This window comes from Acinetobacter sp. M5A5_2a, from assembly GCF_053345265.1.
In genome coordinates this window covers 254,012-270,708 of record NZ_JBKEZV010000010.1, presented here as the reverse complement: position 1 = coordinate 270,708, position 16,697 = coordinate 254,012, and the positions used below count along the sequence as shown (strand labels likewise).

At 40.5% G+C, this 16,697-nt stretch carries 10 protein-coding genes; 1 reads left to right on the top strand and 9 read right to left on the bottom strand.

Annotation, left to right across the window (positions count from 1 at the left end; all coding sequences use genetic code 11):
* From ACLBWE_RS14875 to ACLBWE_RS14860, 4 genes are all read right to left on the bottom strand, one after another.
* On the bottom strand, positions 1-3,117 hold a 3,117-nt coding region (locus ACLBWE_RS14875; protein ID WP_447603760.1), incomplete at its 3' end, for an Ig-like domain-containing protein.
* 457 nt (positions 3,118-3,574) lie between these two features.
* Complete coding sequence (locus ACLBWE_RS14870; protein ID WP_004639176.1) at positions 3,575-5,077, bottom strand: cation:proton antiporter; 1,503 nt, start codon at positions 5,075-5,077, stop codon at positions 3,575-3,577.
* A 239-nt stretch (positions 5,078-5,316) separates the two neighbouring features.
* Positions 5,317-6,216, bottom strand: a complete 900-nt coding sequence (gene ypfJ, locus ACLBWE_RS14865) for a KPN_02809 family neutral zinc metallopeptidase (protein WP_447603758.1) — start codon at positions 6,214-6,216, stop codon at positions 5,317-5,319.
* 26 nt (positions 6,217-6,242) lie between these two features.
* Positions 6,243-7,172, bottom strand: coding sequence for a DUF808 domain-containing protein (locus ACLBWE_RS14860; protein ID WP_056483215.1), 930 nt, complete (start codon positions 7,170-7,172; stop codon positions 6,243-6,245).
* 207 nt (positions 7,173-7,379) lie between these two features.
* Between ACLBWE_RS14860 and trpS the strand changes: the two genes are divergently transcribed.
* A complete protein-coding gene (gene trpS, locus ACLBWE_RS14855) occupies positions 7,380-8,393 on the top strand; it encodes a tryptophan--tRNA ligase (protein WP_003655481.1) in 1,014 nt (337 codons plus the stop codon).
* Positions 8,394-8,801: 408 nt separating this feature from the next.
* Here the strand turns inward: trpS and sucD are convergent, their stop codons facing one another.
* The 5 genes from sucD to ACLBWE_RS14830 form a co-directional block, all read right to left on the bottom strand.
* On the bottom strand, positions 8,802-9,692 hold the full coding sequence (gene sucD / locus ACLBWE_RS14850) for a succinate--CoA ligase subunit alpha (protein ID WP_003655479.1): 891 nt from the start codon (positions 9,690-9,692) through the stop codon (positions 8,802-8,804).
* A 14-nt stretch (positions 9,693-9,706) separates the two neighbouring features.
* The gene (sucC, locus tag ACLBWE_RS14845; protein WP_003655470.1) at positions 9,707-10,873 is read right to left on the bottom strand and encodes an ADP-forming succinate--CoA ligase subunit beta; all 1,167 of its coding nucleotides are present in this window, start codon (positions 10,871-10,873) and stop codon (positions 9,707-9,709) included.
* A 147-nt stretch (positions 10,874-11,020) separates the two neighbouring features.
* Positions 11,021-12,454 (bottom strand): dihydrolipoyl dehydrogenase, encoded by a 1,434-nt coding sequence (gene lpdA, locus ACLBWE_RS14840; protein ID WP_042897586.1) that lies wholly within the window; start codon positions 12,452-12,454, stop codon positions 11,021-11,023.
* A 61-nt stretch (positions 12,455-12,515) separates the two neighbouring features.
* Positions 12,516-13,706, bottom strand: coding sequence for a 2-oxoglutarate dehydrogenase complex dihydrolipoyllysine-residue succinyltransferase (gene odhB / locus ACLBWE_RS14835; protein WP_003655463.1), 1,191 nt, complete (start codon positions 13,704-13,706; stop codon positions 12,516-12,518).
* Positions 13,706-16,546, bottom strand: coding sequence for a 2-oxoglutarate dehydrogenase E1 component (locus ACLBWE_RS14830; RefSeq protein WP_348950107.1), 2,841 nt, complete (start codon positions 16,544-16,546; stop codon positions 13,706-13,708). Before ACLBWE_RS14830 ends, odhB begins: the two co-directional genes overlap by 1 nt.
* Positions 16,547-16,697: the final 151 nt, after the last annotated feature.

Sequence of the window (16,697 nt, the reverse complement as noted above, 5' to 3'; positions counted from 1 at the left end):
TGTTACGGTTTGACCGTCAGTCAAGTCACCTGGGTTTGGTACTGACCAGCTACCATCTGTACCTGCAACTACAGTTGCTGTTGTACCGTCCGGGAAGCTGACTGTTACTGTTGAACCAGGTTCTGCTGTACCGCTCACTGGGTCAGTGGCATTGATCGGATCAAGTACCGGTGCATTTGGTGCAACTGTATCAATCGTTACCACAGCTGTGTCTGTACCCACATTACCTGCTGCATCTGTTGCAGTCACAGTAATCGTGTGCGGACCATCGGTCAGTACAGGCAAGCTATTGTCTGCAAGACTCCAGGTGCCATCACCATTGTTGGTCGCTGGATAGTTCACACCATCTACAGTCACTACCACAGTTGCTGTTGGATCACTTACCGTACCTGTCAAAGGTGGTGTGCTGTCGTTGGTCAATACATCATTCAGAGCGACTGTTGGTGCAAGTGCATCAACAATACCTGTTGCTGGTCCTGACGTATTTCCAGCTGGATCTGTTGTAACGGCTGTAACTTCATCGCCATCATTTAAACCTGGATTTGGTACAGTCCAAGTACCATCCGGTCCAGCTACAACACTTGCTGTGCTACCGTCCGGATAAGTTACTGTTACTGTTGAACCAGGTTCTGCTGTACCTGTAATCGGGTCTGTCCCGTTCACCGGGTCAATCACTGGTACATTCGGTGCAGTGGTATCAACTGTTACGACAGCGGTGTCTGTACCGACATTACCTGCTGCATCTGTTGCAGTCACGGTAATCGTGTGCGGACCATCAGTTAATACAGGCAAGCTATTATCTGCAAGCGTCCAGGTGCCATCACCATTGTTGGTCGCTGGATAGTTCACACCATCTACATTCACCACCACTGTTGCAGTCGGATCACTTACCGTACCTGTCAAAGGTGGTGTGCTGTCGTTGGTCAATACATCATTCAGAGCGACTGCTGGTGCAAGTGCATCAACAATGCCTGTTGCTGGTCCTGATGTATTTCCAGCCTGATCTGTTGTAACGGCTGTAACTTCATCGCCATCATTTAAACCTGGATTTGGTACAGTCCAAGTACCATCCGGTCCAGCTACAACACTTGCTGTGCTACCGTCCGGATAAGTTACTGTTACTGTTGAACCAGGTTCTGCTGTACCTGTAATCGGGTCTGTCCCGTTCACTGGGTCAATCACTGGCACATTCGGTGCAGTGGTATCTACTGTTACCACAGCGGTATCTGTACCGACATTACCTGCTGCATCTGTCGCAGTCACAGTAATTGTGTGTGGACCATCTGTGAGTGTTGGCAGTGTATTGTCGGCAAGTGTCCAGGTACCATCACCATTATTGGTCGCTGGGTAGTTCACACCATCTACATTCACCACCACAGTCGCAGTTGGGTCACTTACCGTGCCTGTTAAAGGCGGTGTGCTGTCATTGGTCAATACATCATTCAGAGCGACTGTCGGTGCAAGCGCGTCCACAACACCTGTTGCAGGTCCTGATGTATTTCCCGCAGGATCTGTTGTAACAGCTGTTACCGTGTCACCATTATTTAAGCCTGGATTTGGAACAGTCCAAGTACCATCCGGTCCTGCAACTACAGTTGCGGTACTACCGTTAGGATAAGTCACTGTTACTGTTGAACCAGGTTCTGCTGTACCTGTAATCGGGTCTGTCCCGTTAACCGGGTCAATCACTGGCACATTCGGTGCAGTAGTATCCACGGTCACTACAGCGGTATCTGTTCCCACATTGCCTGCTGCATCTGTCGCAGTCACAGTAATTGTGTGTGGACCATCTGTGAGTGTTGGCAGTGTATTGTCGGCAAGTGTCCAGGTGCCGTCACCATTATTGGTCGCTGGATAGTTCACACCATCTACAGTCACCACCACAATTGCTGTTGGATCACTTACCGTACCTGTCAAAGGTGGTGTGCTGTCATTGGTTAACACATCATTCAGAGCAACTGCTGGTGCAAGCGCATCAACAACACCTGTTGCAGGTCCTGATGTATTTCCAGCTGGATCTGTTGCTACTGCTGTAACTTCATCGCCATCATTTAAACCTGGATTTGGTACAGTCCAAGTACCATCCGGTCCAGCTACAACACTTACTGTGCTACCGTCCGGATAAGTTACTGTTACTGTTGAACCAGGTTCTGCTGTACCTGTAATCGGGTCTGTCCCATTAACGGGATCAATCACTGGCACATTCGGTGCTGTGGTATCTACTGTATAGCTTTGCGTATCTTTAACAGTGCTGCTATTACCTGCTGCATCTGTAAACGTTACAGTAGCATCAATCGTTTGATCTGAATCTGCTTTTAAACCACTACCCGGTACACTTACTGACCATGTACCCGCAACCTTGTCTACAATTGCAGTGTACTCTTGACCATTGATTACAACAGTTACAACAGTATTTGCTGCATCTGCTGGAATGTTTTTCAAAATACCAGTAATGGTGACATTACCTGCTGCTTCTGAGGCATTAAGTACATTATCTGATGTAACTGAATTAACCGAGAAAGTAACACCATCTGTATTTGGTGGTGTTGTGTCGGTAGGTGTTGAAGAGTCGTCATTATTACTATCATGATTTGATGCTGCTGCGATAATACCACCAGCAACCAATGGGATAGCCCATAACCATGGGTTTATGCCACCATCGTGATAAAGCAATGGTTCAATTGAAGAAATAGGCTGATAAATAACATCAGACACCAACTCTTGTGGTGCCTCTGCTGGTAAAGCCGCTGGTAAATCTTCAGCTACGAGTGCTTGTGGTTCAACATCACTGTCAGCATCAGCATCGGCATCAGCATCGGCGTCTGCATCATTTTCAGCATCTTTGAATTTTGCCCAGATTAACTGTCCATTTTCGTCTTGAAAAACAAGGCTGTTATCTTTAGGCTCAGCTGTTCCACTAAAAAAGCCTTCAATAACAATTGTTTCGCCATTTTTAAGGCGAATGACTGCATTGGTTCCCTCCCTATTCACTACCAATACATCACTGGCAGCCACTTTTACTAATACCACCGACGCTTCTGTAAGCGATGCGGAAGTTCCCTTGATGGTTGACAAGGTGTCGTGACTATCCTTGGCAATTATTTGTATTTCAGGCATATCTGTATTCCTTTTATATTATTGATTTAAATGATTTTATGTATAATTCTTTTTACTTAATGTTTTCAAGTTTTTGACCTACAACTTAAAAACATTAAGTAATGTGATCATTTTTACATTAACCACTTTAAAATAAAAAAAACAAATACTAAAGTACCTACAGAAAAAATTTTAATTAATACAAATTATATATAAGTCTTCTTTAAGTTTATCCTGTGTTAATTTAATGAAAAATTGCGTTAAATGTTTTATATATAAAACAAATTTCTTATTTTATTATTTACCATTTGTTGAAATGTCATTTAATTAAAATATTCATATAACAATTATTAATATCTTAATAAAATAAAATATATTATTAATGATATATATAGAAAAAAAAGGCTTTAGGTAATATTTTACTATTACACTAAAACCTAATTTTTAAATATCTTATAAAATTTAAAACTGCAAATATTTAGAAATTATCAGGACTCTCAAATCGTTTTACTTCTTGTAACTTATTTGGGTCATGCATTGTTGCAATTCCATCTTCAGTTTTTTGGTCTACCAAAATATCCGGATTAAAAACGGTAATCGTTTCCCTACCCAGTGCATCCTCTCCAACAATATATTGAAAGCCTCTCCGATTCATCTTATGACACAATCTTTGATATAGACCTTTTAGTCCTTCGGTTTCTTCATTCGGATTGTAATAAAAAGCATTCATTACAGCTGGCAAACCTAGACCACATACGATGCCTGATAACAACACACTAATAAAAGTATAGCCTATCAGGATACTGCTATAGGGACTTAATGCAGGAATATTGGCAACTGCCAAAATCAATGCAAGTGAAATTCCGCCTCGTACCCCACCCCAAGATAGAATCGTTAGACTACCATTATAACTTTTCATTTTCCGCATGTTCGGGAAAAAGGCAAAAGCCATAAAGTTGGCAGCAAAACGAGAGATATGAAGTATAAAGAATGCAACAATACCACCTAAAATTAGGCTAAAGTTTAAATCAAGAATAAATAACTCTAAACCAATTAAAGTAAACAAGAATGAGTTGATAATTCCTTCTACGGTATGCCAAAAATGATTAACTTCTTGAATCTCTCGCTCTTCTCGTATTTCTTTCCATTTATTTCCAACAATTAAACCGCCAATTACACAAGCAATAGGTGCTGATGCATGTGCAAACAAAGCAACCAAATATGCTCCACTCGCGAGCAAAGCTGTTGTTAAAATCAGAGACTCCATTTCGTGTTTACCACGTAATAGACGTAACACCCCTACCCCAAATGCCCAACCAATTCCGACCGCAACAACGATTTCATAGAGTAAAGCTTCTAGTGTCGCTATCAATGAGAAATGTTCGCCCTGTAAAACATTGAGCAAGGTCATAAACAATGCAATACACATTGCATCATTAAATAGAGACTCGCCTTCTAGTTTAACAATTAGATGATGCGGCGCACGAATCGAACTCAGTACACCTTTAATACCAATAGGGTCTGTTGCTCCTAAAGCTGCACCTAAAAGTAAAAGCACCAGAATTGGCACATGATATCCAACCAGTAGTTGAAACCCATAGAGCAATCCACCAAATAAAACGGCGCAAATGACTAATGCAATGGTGGCCAAAATACTGATTTGCTTCCAGTAACTTCTTAAATCAGAAATTTTAAATTTAAGTGCTGAAGAAGTTAGAATAAAACAGATCACACCATTAATTAAAAAATCGTAGAAGTCGATATTGCGTACTACTTCCTCAATATGGTGGATATTGATGGTAATAAATTCGTTACCATTTAACAGACTAGCCCCCCATTGCAAAATAAAGACAAAAATTGCCGAAACCAGAGGTACACCAATAGCCTGTGGAAAGCCCAAAATACGCTTATTAAAAATCGTGGTGGCTATTGAGAGCGCAAAAACCACTGTAAGTGCTTGTAGTAGAAAAAAATTACCCATGAATACCCTTCTTCTGGGTCAACGACCAAATAAAAGAAACTTTGCTAGATCGACCAAACTGAACAAAAAAGCTGGCATTAACAATGCCATAATCTTAAAAACAAAAACTAAGACACAAGTTTAACGAATTGATTGAACAATCTATCACTCTGTTAAATTTCTTAACATTATTTATAGTTATGATCTAAAAAATGGATGAGCTTCTTAAATATGTTTAACAAGACTCATCCTATAAAACCTTAAACTGGATTATTAAAAGTATCGCATTGGTTAATATCGCCAGTTTTTAAACCAACCTGAAACCAGTGCATTCGCTGTTCACTACTACCATGAGTAAAGCTATCTGGAACAATCTGACCAGTAGAGCGCTTCTGTAAATAATCATCTCCAATTTTTTGAGCAGCATCCATCGCTTCTTCAATATCACCTTGCTCTAAAAATTGAGTACGTTGCTGATTATGACTCGCCCAAATACCAGCTAAACAATCGGCTTGCAATTCTTGACGAACAGATAATTGATTACCCTCTCTTTGGCTTGCTTGTGCACGAGCTTGTTGTACTTGTGAAGAAATACCAAGCAAGGTTTGAACATGATGCCCTACCTCATGTGCGACAACATAAGCTTGAGCAAAATCGCCAGCCTGATCTTGTCTGGAAAGTTCAGATTGGTTTTGCTCACCAGAAATTCCCATTTGCTGACGCATATCTTTAAAGAATTCTGTATCGATATAAACCTTCTGGTCAGCCGGACAATAAAATGGCCCCATTGCAGATTGGGCAGTACCACACCCTGACTGAATCATGCCACTAAACAACACCAATCTTGGCGGCGTGTAGGTTTTACCTAACTGTTTAAATATAGGAGTCCACGTATCTTCTGTATCAGCTAAAACAGTTCCAACAAAATCAGAGGCTTCTTTTTGCTCGGCTGTTAAACTTTCTGGTGCAGTTTCATTTGACTGTTGTGATGCAGTGACCTGCTGAGTTGCCTGATAAGCTTGTTGGGGATCAACCCCAAAAAACTTCCACGCAACAAATGCAACAACCAAACCAATAATGCTGATACCACCTGCTCTAACACCGCCACCACCTCGACGATCTTCAACATTGGTACTAATTCGACGACCTTTCCAGCGCATAATTTCCCTCTTATTTTAGAATGGCATCATGAACCCGATGCTTTTTTTGGCCACATTTTTTGTATTAAGCTCACAATTAATAAAACAATTGCACCAGCAACCAGTCCTATTACAAAGTTAACCAGCGTCGGTGTTAAAGCACCAATGATATTTCCTACCGCTGGGATAGTCTCAACATGGTCCACTGTATTTTCAGTTAAATGATGTAGTAAAGGAATAGTATGATTAATGATCCCTCCCCCTACCAAAAACATTGCAATAGTGCCAACAATAGAAAGTAACTTCATCAAAATAGGTGCAAATGCGAGCAAGCCACGACCTAAAGTCTGCTTAAAAGATGCCGTTTGATCTGTTAGATATAATCCAAGATCATCAATCTTAACAATCATGGCAACCAAGCCATAAACACCAATTGTCATTACAACTGCGATAATACTGAGTACACTTACCTTAGTCATTAAGGTAGCGGTAGCAACGGTACCCAAAGAGATCACAACAATTTCTGCAGATAAAATAAAGTCTGTGCGAACAGCACCTTTGATTTTATCTTTTTCAAATGTTGCTAAATCTAATTCTTCGTTTTCAAGCTCTGCTTTGGCCTCCTCAGGAGTAGAGGACTTTTTATGCATAATGGTATGAAGAACTTTTTCTACTCCCTCATAACATAAAAATAAGCCTCCCAACATTAATAGTGGATTAATGAGCCAAGGCGCAATCACACTAATTAATAGTGCTAAGGGAACTAAAATAAGTTTATTAACAAATGAGCCTTTAGCCACTTTCCAAACAATAGGAAGCTCACGATCTGCACGAACACCTGTGACTTGCTGAGCATTCAAGGCTAAATCGTCACCTAAAACTCCGGCAGTTTTCTTTGCTGCCATTTTGCTCATTAAAGCAACGTCATCTAAAATTGTTGCAATATCATCTAGTAATAAAAGTAAGCCACTTGCCATTTCTTATCCAAGTTTGTATTTATTACGCTATTGTAAGATGATTTTTTTGAATTTCTGTAATTTTACTGAATAAATTCACAATATTATTTTAAGAAAAGTTTACCCAATCGCTGACGAATTTTTTTTATTTCCCGTACAATAATGCCAATCTTTTATATTGCAGGGCTTACTACCCCTGATTAAGCCAATAAGACAGTGGAATAAATAATGAGTAATGTTGATCAGCGTCCAATTATTTTGACAGGCGACCGCCCAACCGGACAACTTCATCTTGGGCATTTTGTCGGTTCTTTGCGTTCTCGTGTAGGTTTACAGGATAGCCATCATCAACATCTCTTATTAGCAGATGCTCAAGCATTAACAGACAATGCAGATAATCCAGATAAAGTCCGTCGTAATATTTTGGAAGTTGCTCTAGATTATTTAGCTGTAGGCATTGATCCAACAAAAACCACGATTTGCGTACAATCATGCTTGCCAGCACTGAATGAGCTCACCATGCTCTATCTTAACTTCGTGACGGTTGCACGCTTAGAACGTAACCCAACCATTAAGTCTGAAATTCAAATGCGCGGTTTCGAGCGTGACATTCCGGCTGGTTTCCTCTGCTACCCTGTTGCACAAGCTGCTGACATTACTGCTTTCAAAGCGACTGTGGTTCCAGTGGGTGAAGATCAGATTCCAATGATTGAACAAACCAATGAAATTGTACGTCGAATAAATCGTCAAATTGGCCAAGACCTTTTACCTGAATGTAAAGCTTTGCTTTCAAATATGGCACGTTTACCTGGTTTTGATGGCAAGGCAAAAATGTCTAAATCATTAGGTAATACCATTGTTTTAAATGCTTCTGATAAAGACATCAAAAAAGCTGTAAATGCCATGTATACCGACCCAAATCATCTTCGTATTGAAGATCCAGGTCAGGTTGAAGGAAACATTGTATTTACTTACTTAGATGCATTTGATCCAAATAAAGAAGAAGTTGAAGAATTAAAAGCGCATTATCGTCGCGGCGGTCTAGGTGATGGAACTGTTAAAAAACGTCTTGAAGGTGTTTTGAAAGAATTGATCACCCCTATTCGTGAACGTCGTGAAGAACTTGCTAAAGATCCTGACTACATTATGGATGTTTTACGTCAAGGTACAGATAAGTGTCGTCTTATTACTCAACAGACCTTAGATGAAGTTAAAGACGGTTTAGGATTATTTAAATTCTAATTCTCTTAAAAACTAAAAGCCTTTCGGGGCTTTTTTTATGCTTATTTAATCCATAGTATTAATTTTTTAGAATTACTAATGTATCCACTATCATTCACATGCTTTTACCCTATTAACGTGAAGTAACACTTATTAACGCTAATAGCGATGAAGAATTTCTTAACTATCTCTATTATTCATTGTGTAGGTTACATCATATGAACCTCACGACATTTCTCCTTAAACCGAAACTGTTTTTACAGATTCGTTGTTCTACGCAATGATCACCCCAATCATTGCGTATTTTTTTGCTTAAATATTTTGTCTTCTTTAGAAATTTTATTTTTGATTAATTATTTTTAATTTATAGATAAAAAAACACCGCATCATTTTCAGATGCGGTGTTTTTTAAGATTCAGGGTAAAGCGATTAAGCTAAACCTTTCTCTTTTAAAACTTGCAACATTGTTGAACCAAGCTCAGCTGGGCTACGAGTGTAAGCCATTCCCGCGCGTTCAAATGCAGCGAATTTCTCTTCAGCAGTACCTTGACCACCAGAAATGATCGCACCAGCGTGACCCATACGCTTACCTTTAGGTGCAGTTACACCAGCAATGTAACCTACTACAGGCTTAGTCACGTTAGATTTGATGAATTCAGCAGCTTCTTCTTCCGCTGTACCACCGATCTCACCGATCATGATGATAGCATCAGTATCTGGATCGTCTTGGAACAATTGAAGAGCTTCGATTTGGTTCATACCTGGGATTGGGTCACCACCAATACCGATACAAGTAGACTGACCTAAACCAAGCTTAGTTGTTTGAGCAACAGCTTCATAAGTCAATGTACCTGAACGTGAAATGATACCAATACGACCTGGTTGGTGGATGTGACCAGGCATAATACCGATCTTACATTCACCCGGAGTGATCACGCCTGGGCAGTTAGGACCAACTAAACGAGTACCGTTACCGTTAGTTTCTAAGTAGCGTTTTGCTTTAAGCATGTCGATTGTTGGAACACCTTCAGTGATCACAACAATTAGGCCAACACCTGAGTCAACCGCTTCAACGATCGAATCTAAAACGAATGGAGCTGGTACATAGATTACAGATGCATCTGCATTTGTTTCACGTACAGCTTCTTTCATTGTGTTGAATACTGGCAAGTCAAGGTGAGTTGTACCACCTTTACCTGGAGTAACACCACCAACAACTTTTGTACCGTAGTCTAAAGCTTGTGCAGAGTGGAAAGTACCGTTTTTACCAGTAAAACCTTGTACCAATACTTTAGTGTCTTTATTAATTAATACGCTCATGATTGATACTCCCCTTACGCTTTAACTGCAGCTACAACTTTTTCTGCGGCATCAGACAAGCCGTTCGCAGAAATTAATTTCAAACCAGATTCATCAAGTAATTTAGCACCTAATTCAGCGTTGTTACCTTCTAAACGAACAACAACTGGAACAGTTACGTTTACTTCTTGAACCGCTGCAATAATCGCTTCAGCAATCATGTCACAACGTACGATACCACCGAAGATGTTGATTAAAACACCTTGTACAGATGTATCAGCAAGGATGATTTTGAACGCTTCGATTACACGCTCTTTAGTTGCACCGCCACCAACGTCAAGGAAGTTTGCAGGCTGACCACCATAAAGTTTAATGATGTCCATAGTTGCCATTGCAAGACCAGCACCGTTAACCATACAACCAATGTTACCTTCTAAAGCAACATAGTTAAGATCAAATTCAGATGCTTTTAATTCACGCTCATTCTCTTGAGATTTGTCACGTAAAGCAGCAACTTTAGGTAAACGGTAAAGCGCGTTAGAATCGATACCAACTTTTGCATCTACACATAAAATATCGCCATTTTCACGAACTGAAAGTGGGTTAATTTCGAATAATGCAAAGTCATTTTCTACAAATGCTTGGTAAGCAGCAGCCATAATTTTAACAAACTGGCTGATTTGCTTGTCTTTCAAACCTAAAGCAAACGCAACTTCACGCGCTTGGAATGGTTGTAAGCCAACTAATGGATCAACTTCAACTTTGATAATTTTTTCTGGAGTTTCTTCTGCAACTTTCTCGATTTCTACACCACCTTCTGTAGAAGCCATGAAAGTAATACGACGGCTAGAACGGTCTACAACCGCGCCCAAGTAAAGCTCACGCTCAACTGGGTATACGTCTTCAGCAACAATAATGCTGTTTACTGGTTGACCATTTGCATCAGTTTGATACGTTACAAGACGAGTACCAATAATGTTGTTTGCAAATTCGATAACATCTTCTTTAGATTTTGCAACTTTAACGCCACCAGCCTTACCGCGACCACCAGCATGAACTTGCGCTTTCATTACCGCGAATTTACCACCAAGCTGTTCGAATGCAGCAACTGCTTCGTCTGCATTGGTTGCCAAGATACCTTCTTGTACCGGCATACCATATTCTTTCAATAACGCTTTAGCTTGATACTCATGTAAGTTCATTTAGTTACCTACTTAACTTTGTTTGTTGTCTTCAATTTGCGCAACATTCTCATGTTGTGTATGCAAATTGCTGTCTACCTCTATCACCTTGATGTTTTTTTAATCACACCATCAAATGTGAAAAAGAGCGGAGAACCGCTCTTTATTTTATTTACGCTTACGTTGAATCGCGTGAATTGCACGACCATCTACAGCAAGTGCAGCTTCATGAACAACTTCAGAGAATGTTGGATGACCAAATGTCATTAACTGAAGATCTTCAACAGAAGATACAAATTCAAGTGCGATCATACCTTGGTGTACGATATCAGATGCAGCAGGTCCAATGACATGCATACCTAATAAACGGTCAGTTTTTGCATCAGCAACAAACTTAACGAAACCAGCACCTTCACCCGCTGCTAAAGCACGACCATTTACAGCAAAACCGAATTGACCAGTTTTAACTTCATGACCTTTTTCTTTAGCTTGTTCTTCAGTTAAACCAACCCATGCCGCTTCCGGATGTGTATAGATAACAGAAATGATTGTGTCATAGTTCACTTGAGCTGCATGACCGTGAATACGCTCAACAGCCATTACACCTTCTTCCATTGCTTTATGAGCAAGCATTGGACCACGAACCAAGTCACCAATTGCATATACACCTTCTACAGAAGTTGCACAGTAATCGTTTACTTCAACTAAACCACGTTCAGTCAATTTAATGCCTGAATCATCTGCCAATAAACCTTCTGCATAAGCTTTACGGCCTACACAAACGATTAATTTGTCAAAAGTCTGAGTTTTTTCTTCGCCACCTTGAGTGTATTTAACAGTCACTTCGCGACCATTAACTTCAGTACCAGCAACTTTAGCGCCAATACGAATATCAAGACCTTGCTTAGTTAAAAGTTTTTGGTAGTCTTTTGCCAAAGCTTTATCAGCCATTGGTAAAAATGCATCCATTGCTTCAAATACAACAACTTCAGAACCAAGACGACGCCAAACAGAACCAAGCTCTAAACCGATTACACCAGCACCAATAACACCTAAACGTTTAGGTACTTCTGGGAAGTTTAATGCGCCAGTTGAATCAACAATAATATCTTGATCTACAGGAGCTACTGGAATATTTACAGGTACAGAACCAGACGCAAGAATCACATATTTAGGTTCTAAAACTTGAGTCTCACCTTCGTGTGAAACAAACTCAACTTTTTTACCAGCAAGTAATTTACCAGTACCTTTTAACCACTCAATACCGTTGCCTTTAAGCAATTGATCGATACCACCAGTTAATTGGTCAACAATTTTGTCTTTACGAGCAAGAAGCTTAGCAAGATCAAAATTCACTTCACCTGTAGTAATACCGTGATCAGCTAAATGATGCACTGTATCTTCATAACGATGTGAAGAGTCAAGTAATGCTTTAGAAGGGATACAACCTACGTTTAAGCATGTACCACCTAAAGATGGCTTACCGTTGTGAATACGTTTTTCGATACAAGCGACTTTAAAGCCTAGTTGAGCAGCACGAATTGCAGCTTCATAACCACCAGGACCACCGCCAATAACAACAAGATCAAATTGTTGAGACATTGTTTATCTCCATGGTCCGAGATAGAGGATCACTCTATCTCGGTAATATTATTCGAAGAAATTAAAGATCAAGGATGAGTTTAGCTGGTTCTTCTAACAATTCTTTGATTGCTACCAAGAAACCTACTGCTTCTTTACCATCGATCATACGGTGGTCATAAGAAAGTGCTAAATACATCATTGGCAAGATTTCAACTTGACCATTTACAGCCATAGGACGCTCTTGGATTTTGTGCATACCCAAGATACCAGTTTGCGGCTGATTCAAAATTGGAGTTGAAAGTAATGAACCGAAAGTACCACCGTTAGTAATAGTGAAAGTACCACCAGTCATTTCTTCGATAGATAATTTACCATCGCGCGCTTTAGCAGCATAAGCACCAATACCGGCTTCAACTTCTGCATAGCTCATACGATCAGTATCACGTAATACTGGAACAACAAGACCACGATCAGAAGATACTGCAACACCGATGTCATAGTAACCGTGATAAACAATATCATCGCCATCAATTGAAGCATTTACCGCAGGATAGCGCTTAAGTGCTTCAGTTACAGCTTTAACAAAGAATGACATGAAGCCTAAACGAGCACCATGGCGTTTTTCAAACGCATCTTTATATTGCTTACGCAATTCCATGATTGGCTTCATGTTAACTTCGTTAAATGTAGTTAACATTGCAGTTTCTTGAGTTGCAGAAAGAAGACGCTCAGCTACACGCTTACGTAAACGAGTCATTGGAACGCGTTTTTCGATACGCTCACCAACAGCTACGCTTAACGGAGTAACGTTAGCAGCTGGTTTAGTTTGATGGTTTGCCACATCTTCTTTAGTGATACGACCACCGCGCCCAGTACCTTGTACGTCAGCAGCAGCAATACCAGTTTCAGACAAAGCTTTACGAACTGCAGGAGCTTGACCAGATACAGCTTCAGTACGCTCAACAACAGGAGCTGCACCAGCTTGAGTCTGAGCAACTGCTTGCTCTACTGCAGGAGCAGCCGCTGCACCAGCACCAGCTTCAAACTGAGCAATCACTTCGTCAGAAAGAACTGTATCGCCTTCACCTTTAATGATTGCAACTAAGCTACCATCTGCAGGAGCAACCACTTCTAAAACAACTTTGTCGGTTTCAATATCACAGATTACTTCATCACGTGATACAGGTTCACCCACCTTTTTGTGCCAAGTTGCGATGGTTCCATCTGCAACAGACTCTGGGAATACCGGTGCTTTAATTTCGGTTGCCATTATTGAGAATCTCCTGATTGTTCAGCTTCGATTGCCAATGCATCATTAATTAGCTGAGCTTGTTGTTTTGCATGCAAGTACGGTGAGCCACAAGCTGGTGCAGCAGAAGCTTCACGACCTGCAAAACTGATACGGATTTGTTTGCCAGATTTTAAGACATCGTCGTATAAACGAGGTGCGATAAATAACCAAGCGCCTTGGTTCTTCGGCTCTTCTTGTGTCCAAACAAGTTCTTTCACGTTTGGATATGCAGCCAAGATTTCCGCAAGACGTTGTTCTGGGTATGGATATAACTGTTCAATACGTACAATTGCGACGTTTGTTAAGTTTTGTTCACGACGTTTTTCAAGTAAGTCGTAATAAACTTTACCACCACAAAGTACAAGACGAGTTACATCCGACTTGTTAATTTGATCAACTTCATCAATTACAGTTTGGAATGAACCATTTGCAAGCTCATCTAAAGTAGAGGTTGCAAGTTTATGACGAAGTAAAGATTTCGGTGACATTACGATCAATGGCTTACGAATTGGGCGTACAGCTTGACGACGTAATGCATGGAAAATCTGTGCAGGTGTCGTTGGAGTGATCACTTGCATGTTATCTTCAGCACATAACTGTAAGAAACGTTCTAAACGAGCTGACGAATGCTCTGGGCCTTGACCTTCGAAACCGTGTGGTAACAACATTGTTAAACCACAAACACGTTCCCATTTAGTCTCGCCAGAAGCAATAAACTGGTCAATTACAACCTGAGCACAGTTTACGAAGTCACCAAATTGTGCTTCCCAAATAATTAAGCTCTTAGGAATTGTAGTTGCGTAACCATATTCAAATGCAAGAACAGCTTCTTCAGATAATAAAGAATCGTAAATCGCAAAACGAGGCTGGTTTTCTTTGACATTGCAAAGTGGAATATACGTTGAACCATCTACCTGATTATGCAATTTTGCATGACGGTGCGAGAATGTACCACGCCCAACGTCTTCACCAGTAATACGAACAAGGTAATCTTCATCAATCAAGGTTGCGTAAGCTAAAGTTTCAGCAGCACCCCAGTTCAATGCAATTTCACCAGTTTGCATTTTCACACGATCTTCAATTACTTTTTGTACTTGACGCTGCATAACAAATCCTTCCGGAAGTTTGCTCATGCCCTCGCCTAATTCTTTTAAGCGATTTAAGTCAAATGAAGTATCCCAATCGTCTGTATAGTCATGGCCCAAATAAGGTGTCCAATCAACAAACATTTTTGTATTTGGTTCAAGTACTAAAGCGTTTGCCACATGGTTTCCGGCTTCTAAATCTGCACGGTAATCTTCAACCATTTGGTCTGCTTCAGCACGATCAATTACTTTTTGTTGAACAAGCTGATCTGAATAGAGTGTACGAGTTGTTGCTTTTTTAGCAATCACTTGATACATCAATGGTTGTGTACCAGATGGCTCATCTGCTTCGTTATGACCACGACGACGGTAACAGAACAAGTCAAGTACTACGTCTTTACGGAATTCGTGACGGAAATCATGTGCTAATTGAGTAGCAAAGATTACTGCTTCAGGATCATCGCCATTCACATGGAAGATTGGCGTCTGAATCATTTTTGCAACGTCAGTACAATATTCAGTAGAACGCGCATCACGTGGATCAGAAGTTGTAAAACCAACTTGGTTGTTCACGATAATGTGTACAGTACCACCAACCGTATAGCCACGAGTTTGTGACATCTGGAAGGTTTCCATGTTCACACCTTGACCTGCAAATGCAGCATCACCATGAACAATTACTGGCAATACATCATCACCGCCGATGTCTCTACGACGCACTTGACGTGCACGCACAGAACCTTCAACTACAGGACCAACGATTTCCAAGTGAGATGGGTTAAATGCTAATGCCAAGTGAACTTCGCCACCTGGAGTCATTACATTACTTGAGAAACCTTGATGGTATTTAACGTCGCCAGAACCTTTCTTATGAATAGCCTTACCTTCAAACTCGCCAAACAAGTCTGCAGGGTTTTTACCCATAATATTAACAAGAAGATTTAAACGGCCACGGTGTGGCATACCAATAACAACTTCTTTACAACCAACAGCACCAGCACGTTGAATGATTTCATTCACCATAGGAATAAAAGATTCACCACCTTCTACACCAAAGCGTTTAGCACCAACGTATTTATTACCTAGGAATTTTTCAAGCCCTTCTGCAGCGGTTAAACGCTCCAAGAACCCTTTCTTTTGATCATTTGTAAAATTAAGCTGACCACGAACACTTTCAAGACGTTGTTGAATCCAACGCTTTTCTTTTGTGTCCACGATATGCATATATTCAACACCGATTGAACCACAATAGATTGCTTCCATTGCTTCAATCATTTCAGCAAGCGTTGCTTCGCTTTTGCCAATCTCAAGATTGCCTGTGTTGAATACTGTGTCTAAATCTGATTTGGTTAAACCATGTGCTGAAAGATCTAAATCAGGAATATCTTCACGCTTAGCAAGACCCAATGGATCTAATTTAGCTTTTTGATGTCCGCGATTACGATAAGCAGCAATAAGTTGTAAAACGCCAATTTGACGACGTTCATGCTCAGTACTTACAGTACTTTGTACAACAGGTTGAACACGATTAGCATTACGTCCTAGTAATAGGAATTGCTCACGCACAGCGCCGTGTGGTTGGTCACCCTTTGGATATTTATCGAAATATTGGCGCCAGTCCTCAGCTACAGAGGTTGGGGAAGACAGGTACTGCTCGTAAAGTTCTTCAATATACGCTGCACTATCAGCGGAAAGTTCAGTGTCAAGACGCAATGCGTCAGCAACTTCTTGCATTTGTGGACCCATTTCCTATTGCAAAAAATATTACAGGCTGCCTTTTAAGCACACCCATGATGCATAATGCCAAATTGGTAAAAAAGGCATTACTTACCCAACAGGTCTTTAAGACCATGGGGCGTCATACTACCTAGAGAGGAAACTCTAT

Coding starts and splice junctions, on each gene's coding strand:
- ACLBWE_RS14870 (WP_004639176.1), bottom strand. CDS start 5,077: ATGGGTAATTTTTTTCTACTACAAGCACTTACAGTGGTTTTTGCGCTC.
- ypfJ (WP_447603758.1), bottom strand. CDS start 6,216: ATGCGCTGGAAAGGTCGTCGAATTAGTACCAATGTTGAAGATCGTCGA.
- ACLBWE_RS14860 (WP_056483215.1), bottom strand. CDS start 7,172: ATGGCAAGTGGCTTACTTTTATTACTAGATGATATTGCAACAATTTTA.
- trpS (WP_003655481.1), top strand. CDS start 7,380: ATGAGTAATGTTGATCAGCGTCCAATTATTTTGACAGGCGACCGCCCA.
- sucD (WP_003655479.1), bottom strand. CDS start 9,692: ATGAGCGTATTAATTAATAAAGACACTAAAGTATTGGTACAAGGTTTT.
- sucC (WP_003655470.1), bottom strand. CDS start 10,873: ATGAACTTACATGAGTATCAAGCTAAAGCGTTATTGAAAGAATATGGT.
- lpdA (WP_042897586.1), bottom strand. CDS start 12,454: ATGTCTCAACAATTTGATCTTGTTGTTATTGGCGGTGGTCCTGGTGGT.
- odhB (WP_003655463.1), bottom strand. CDS start 13,706: ATGGCAACCGAAATTAAAGCACCGGTATTCCCAGAGTCTGTTGCAGAT.
- ACLBWE_RS14830 (WP_348950107.1), bottom strand. CDS start 16,546: ATGCAAGAAGTTGCTGACGCATTGCGTCTTGACACTGAACTTTCCGCT.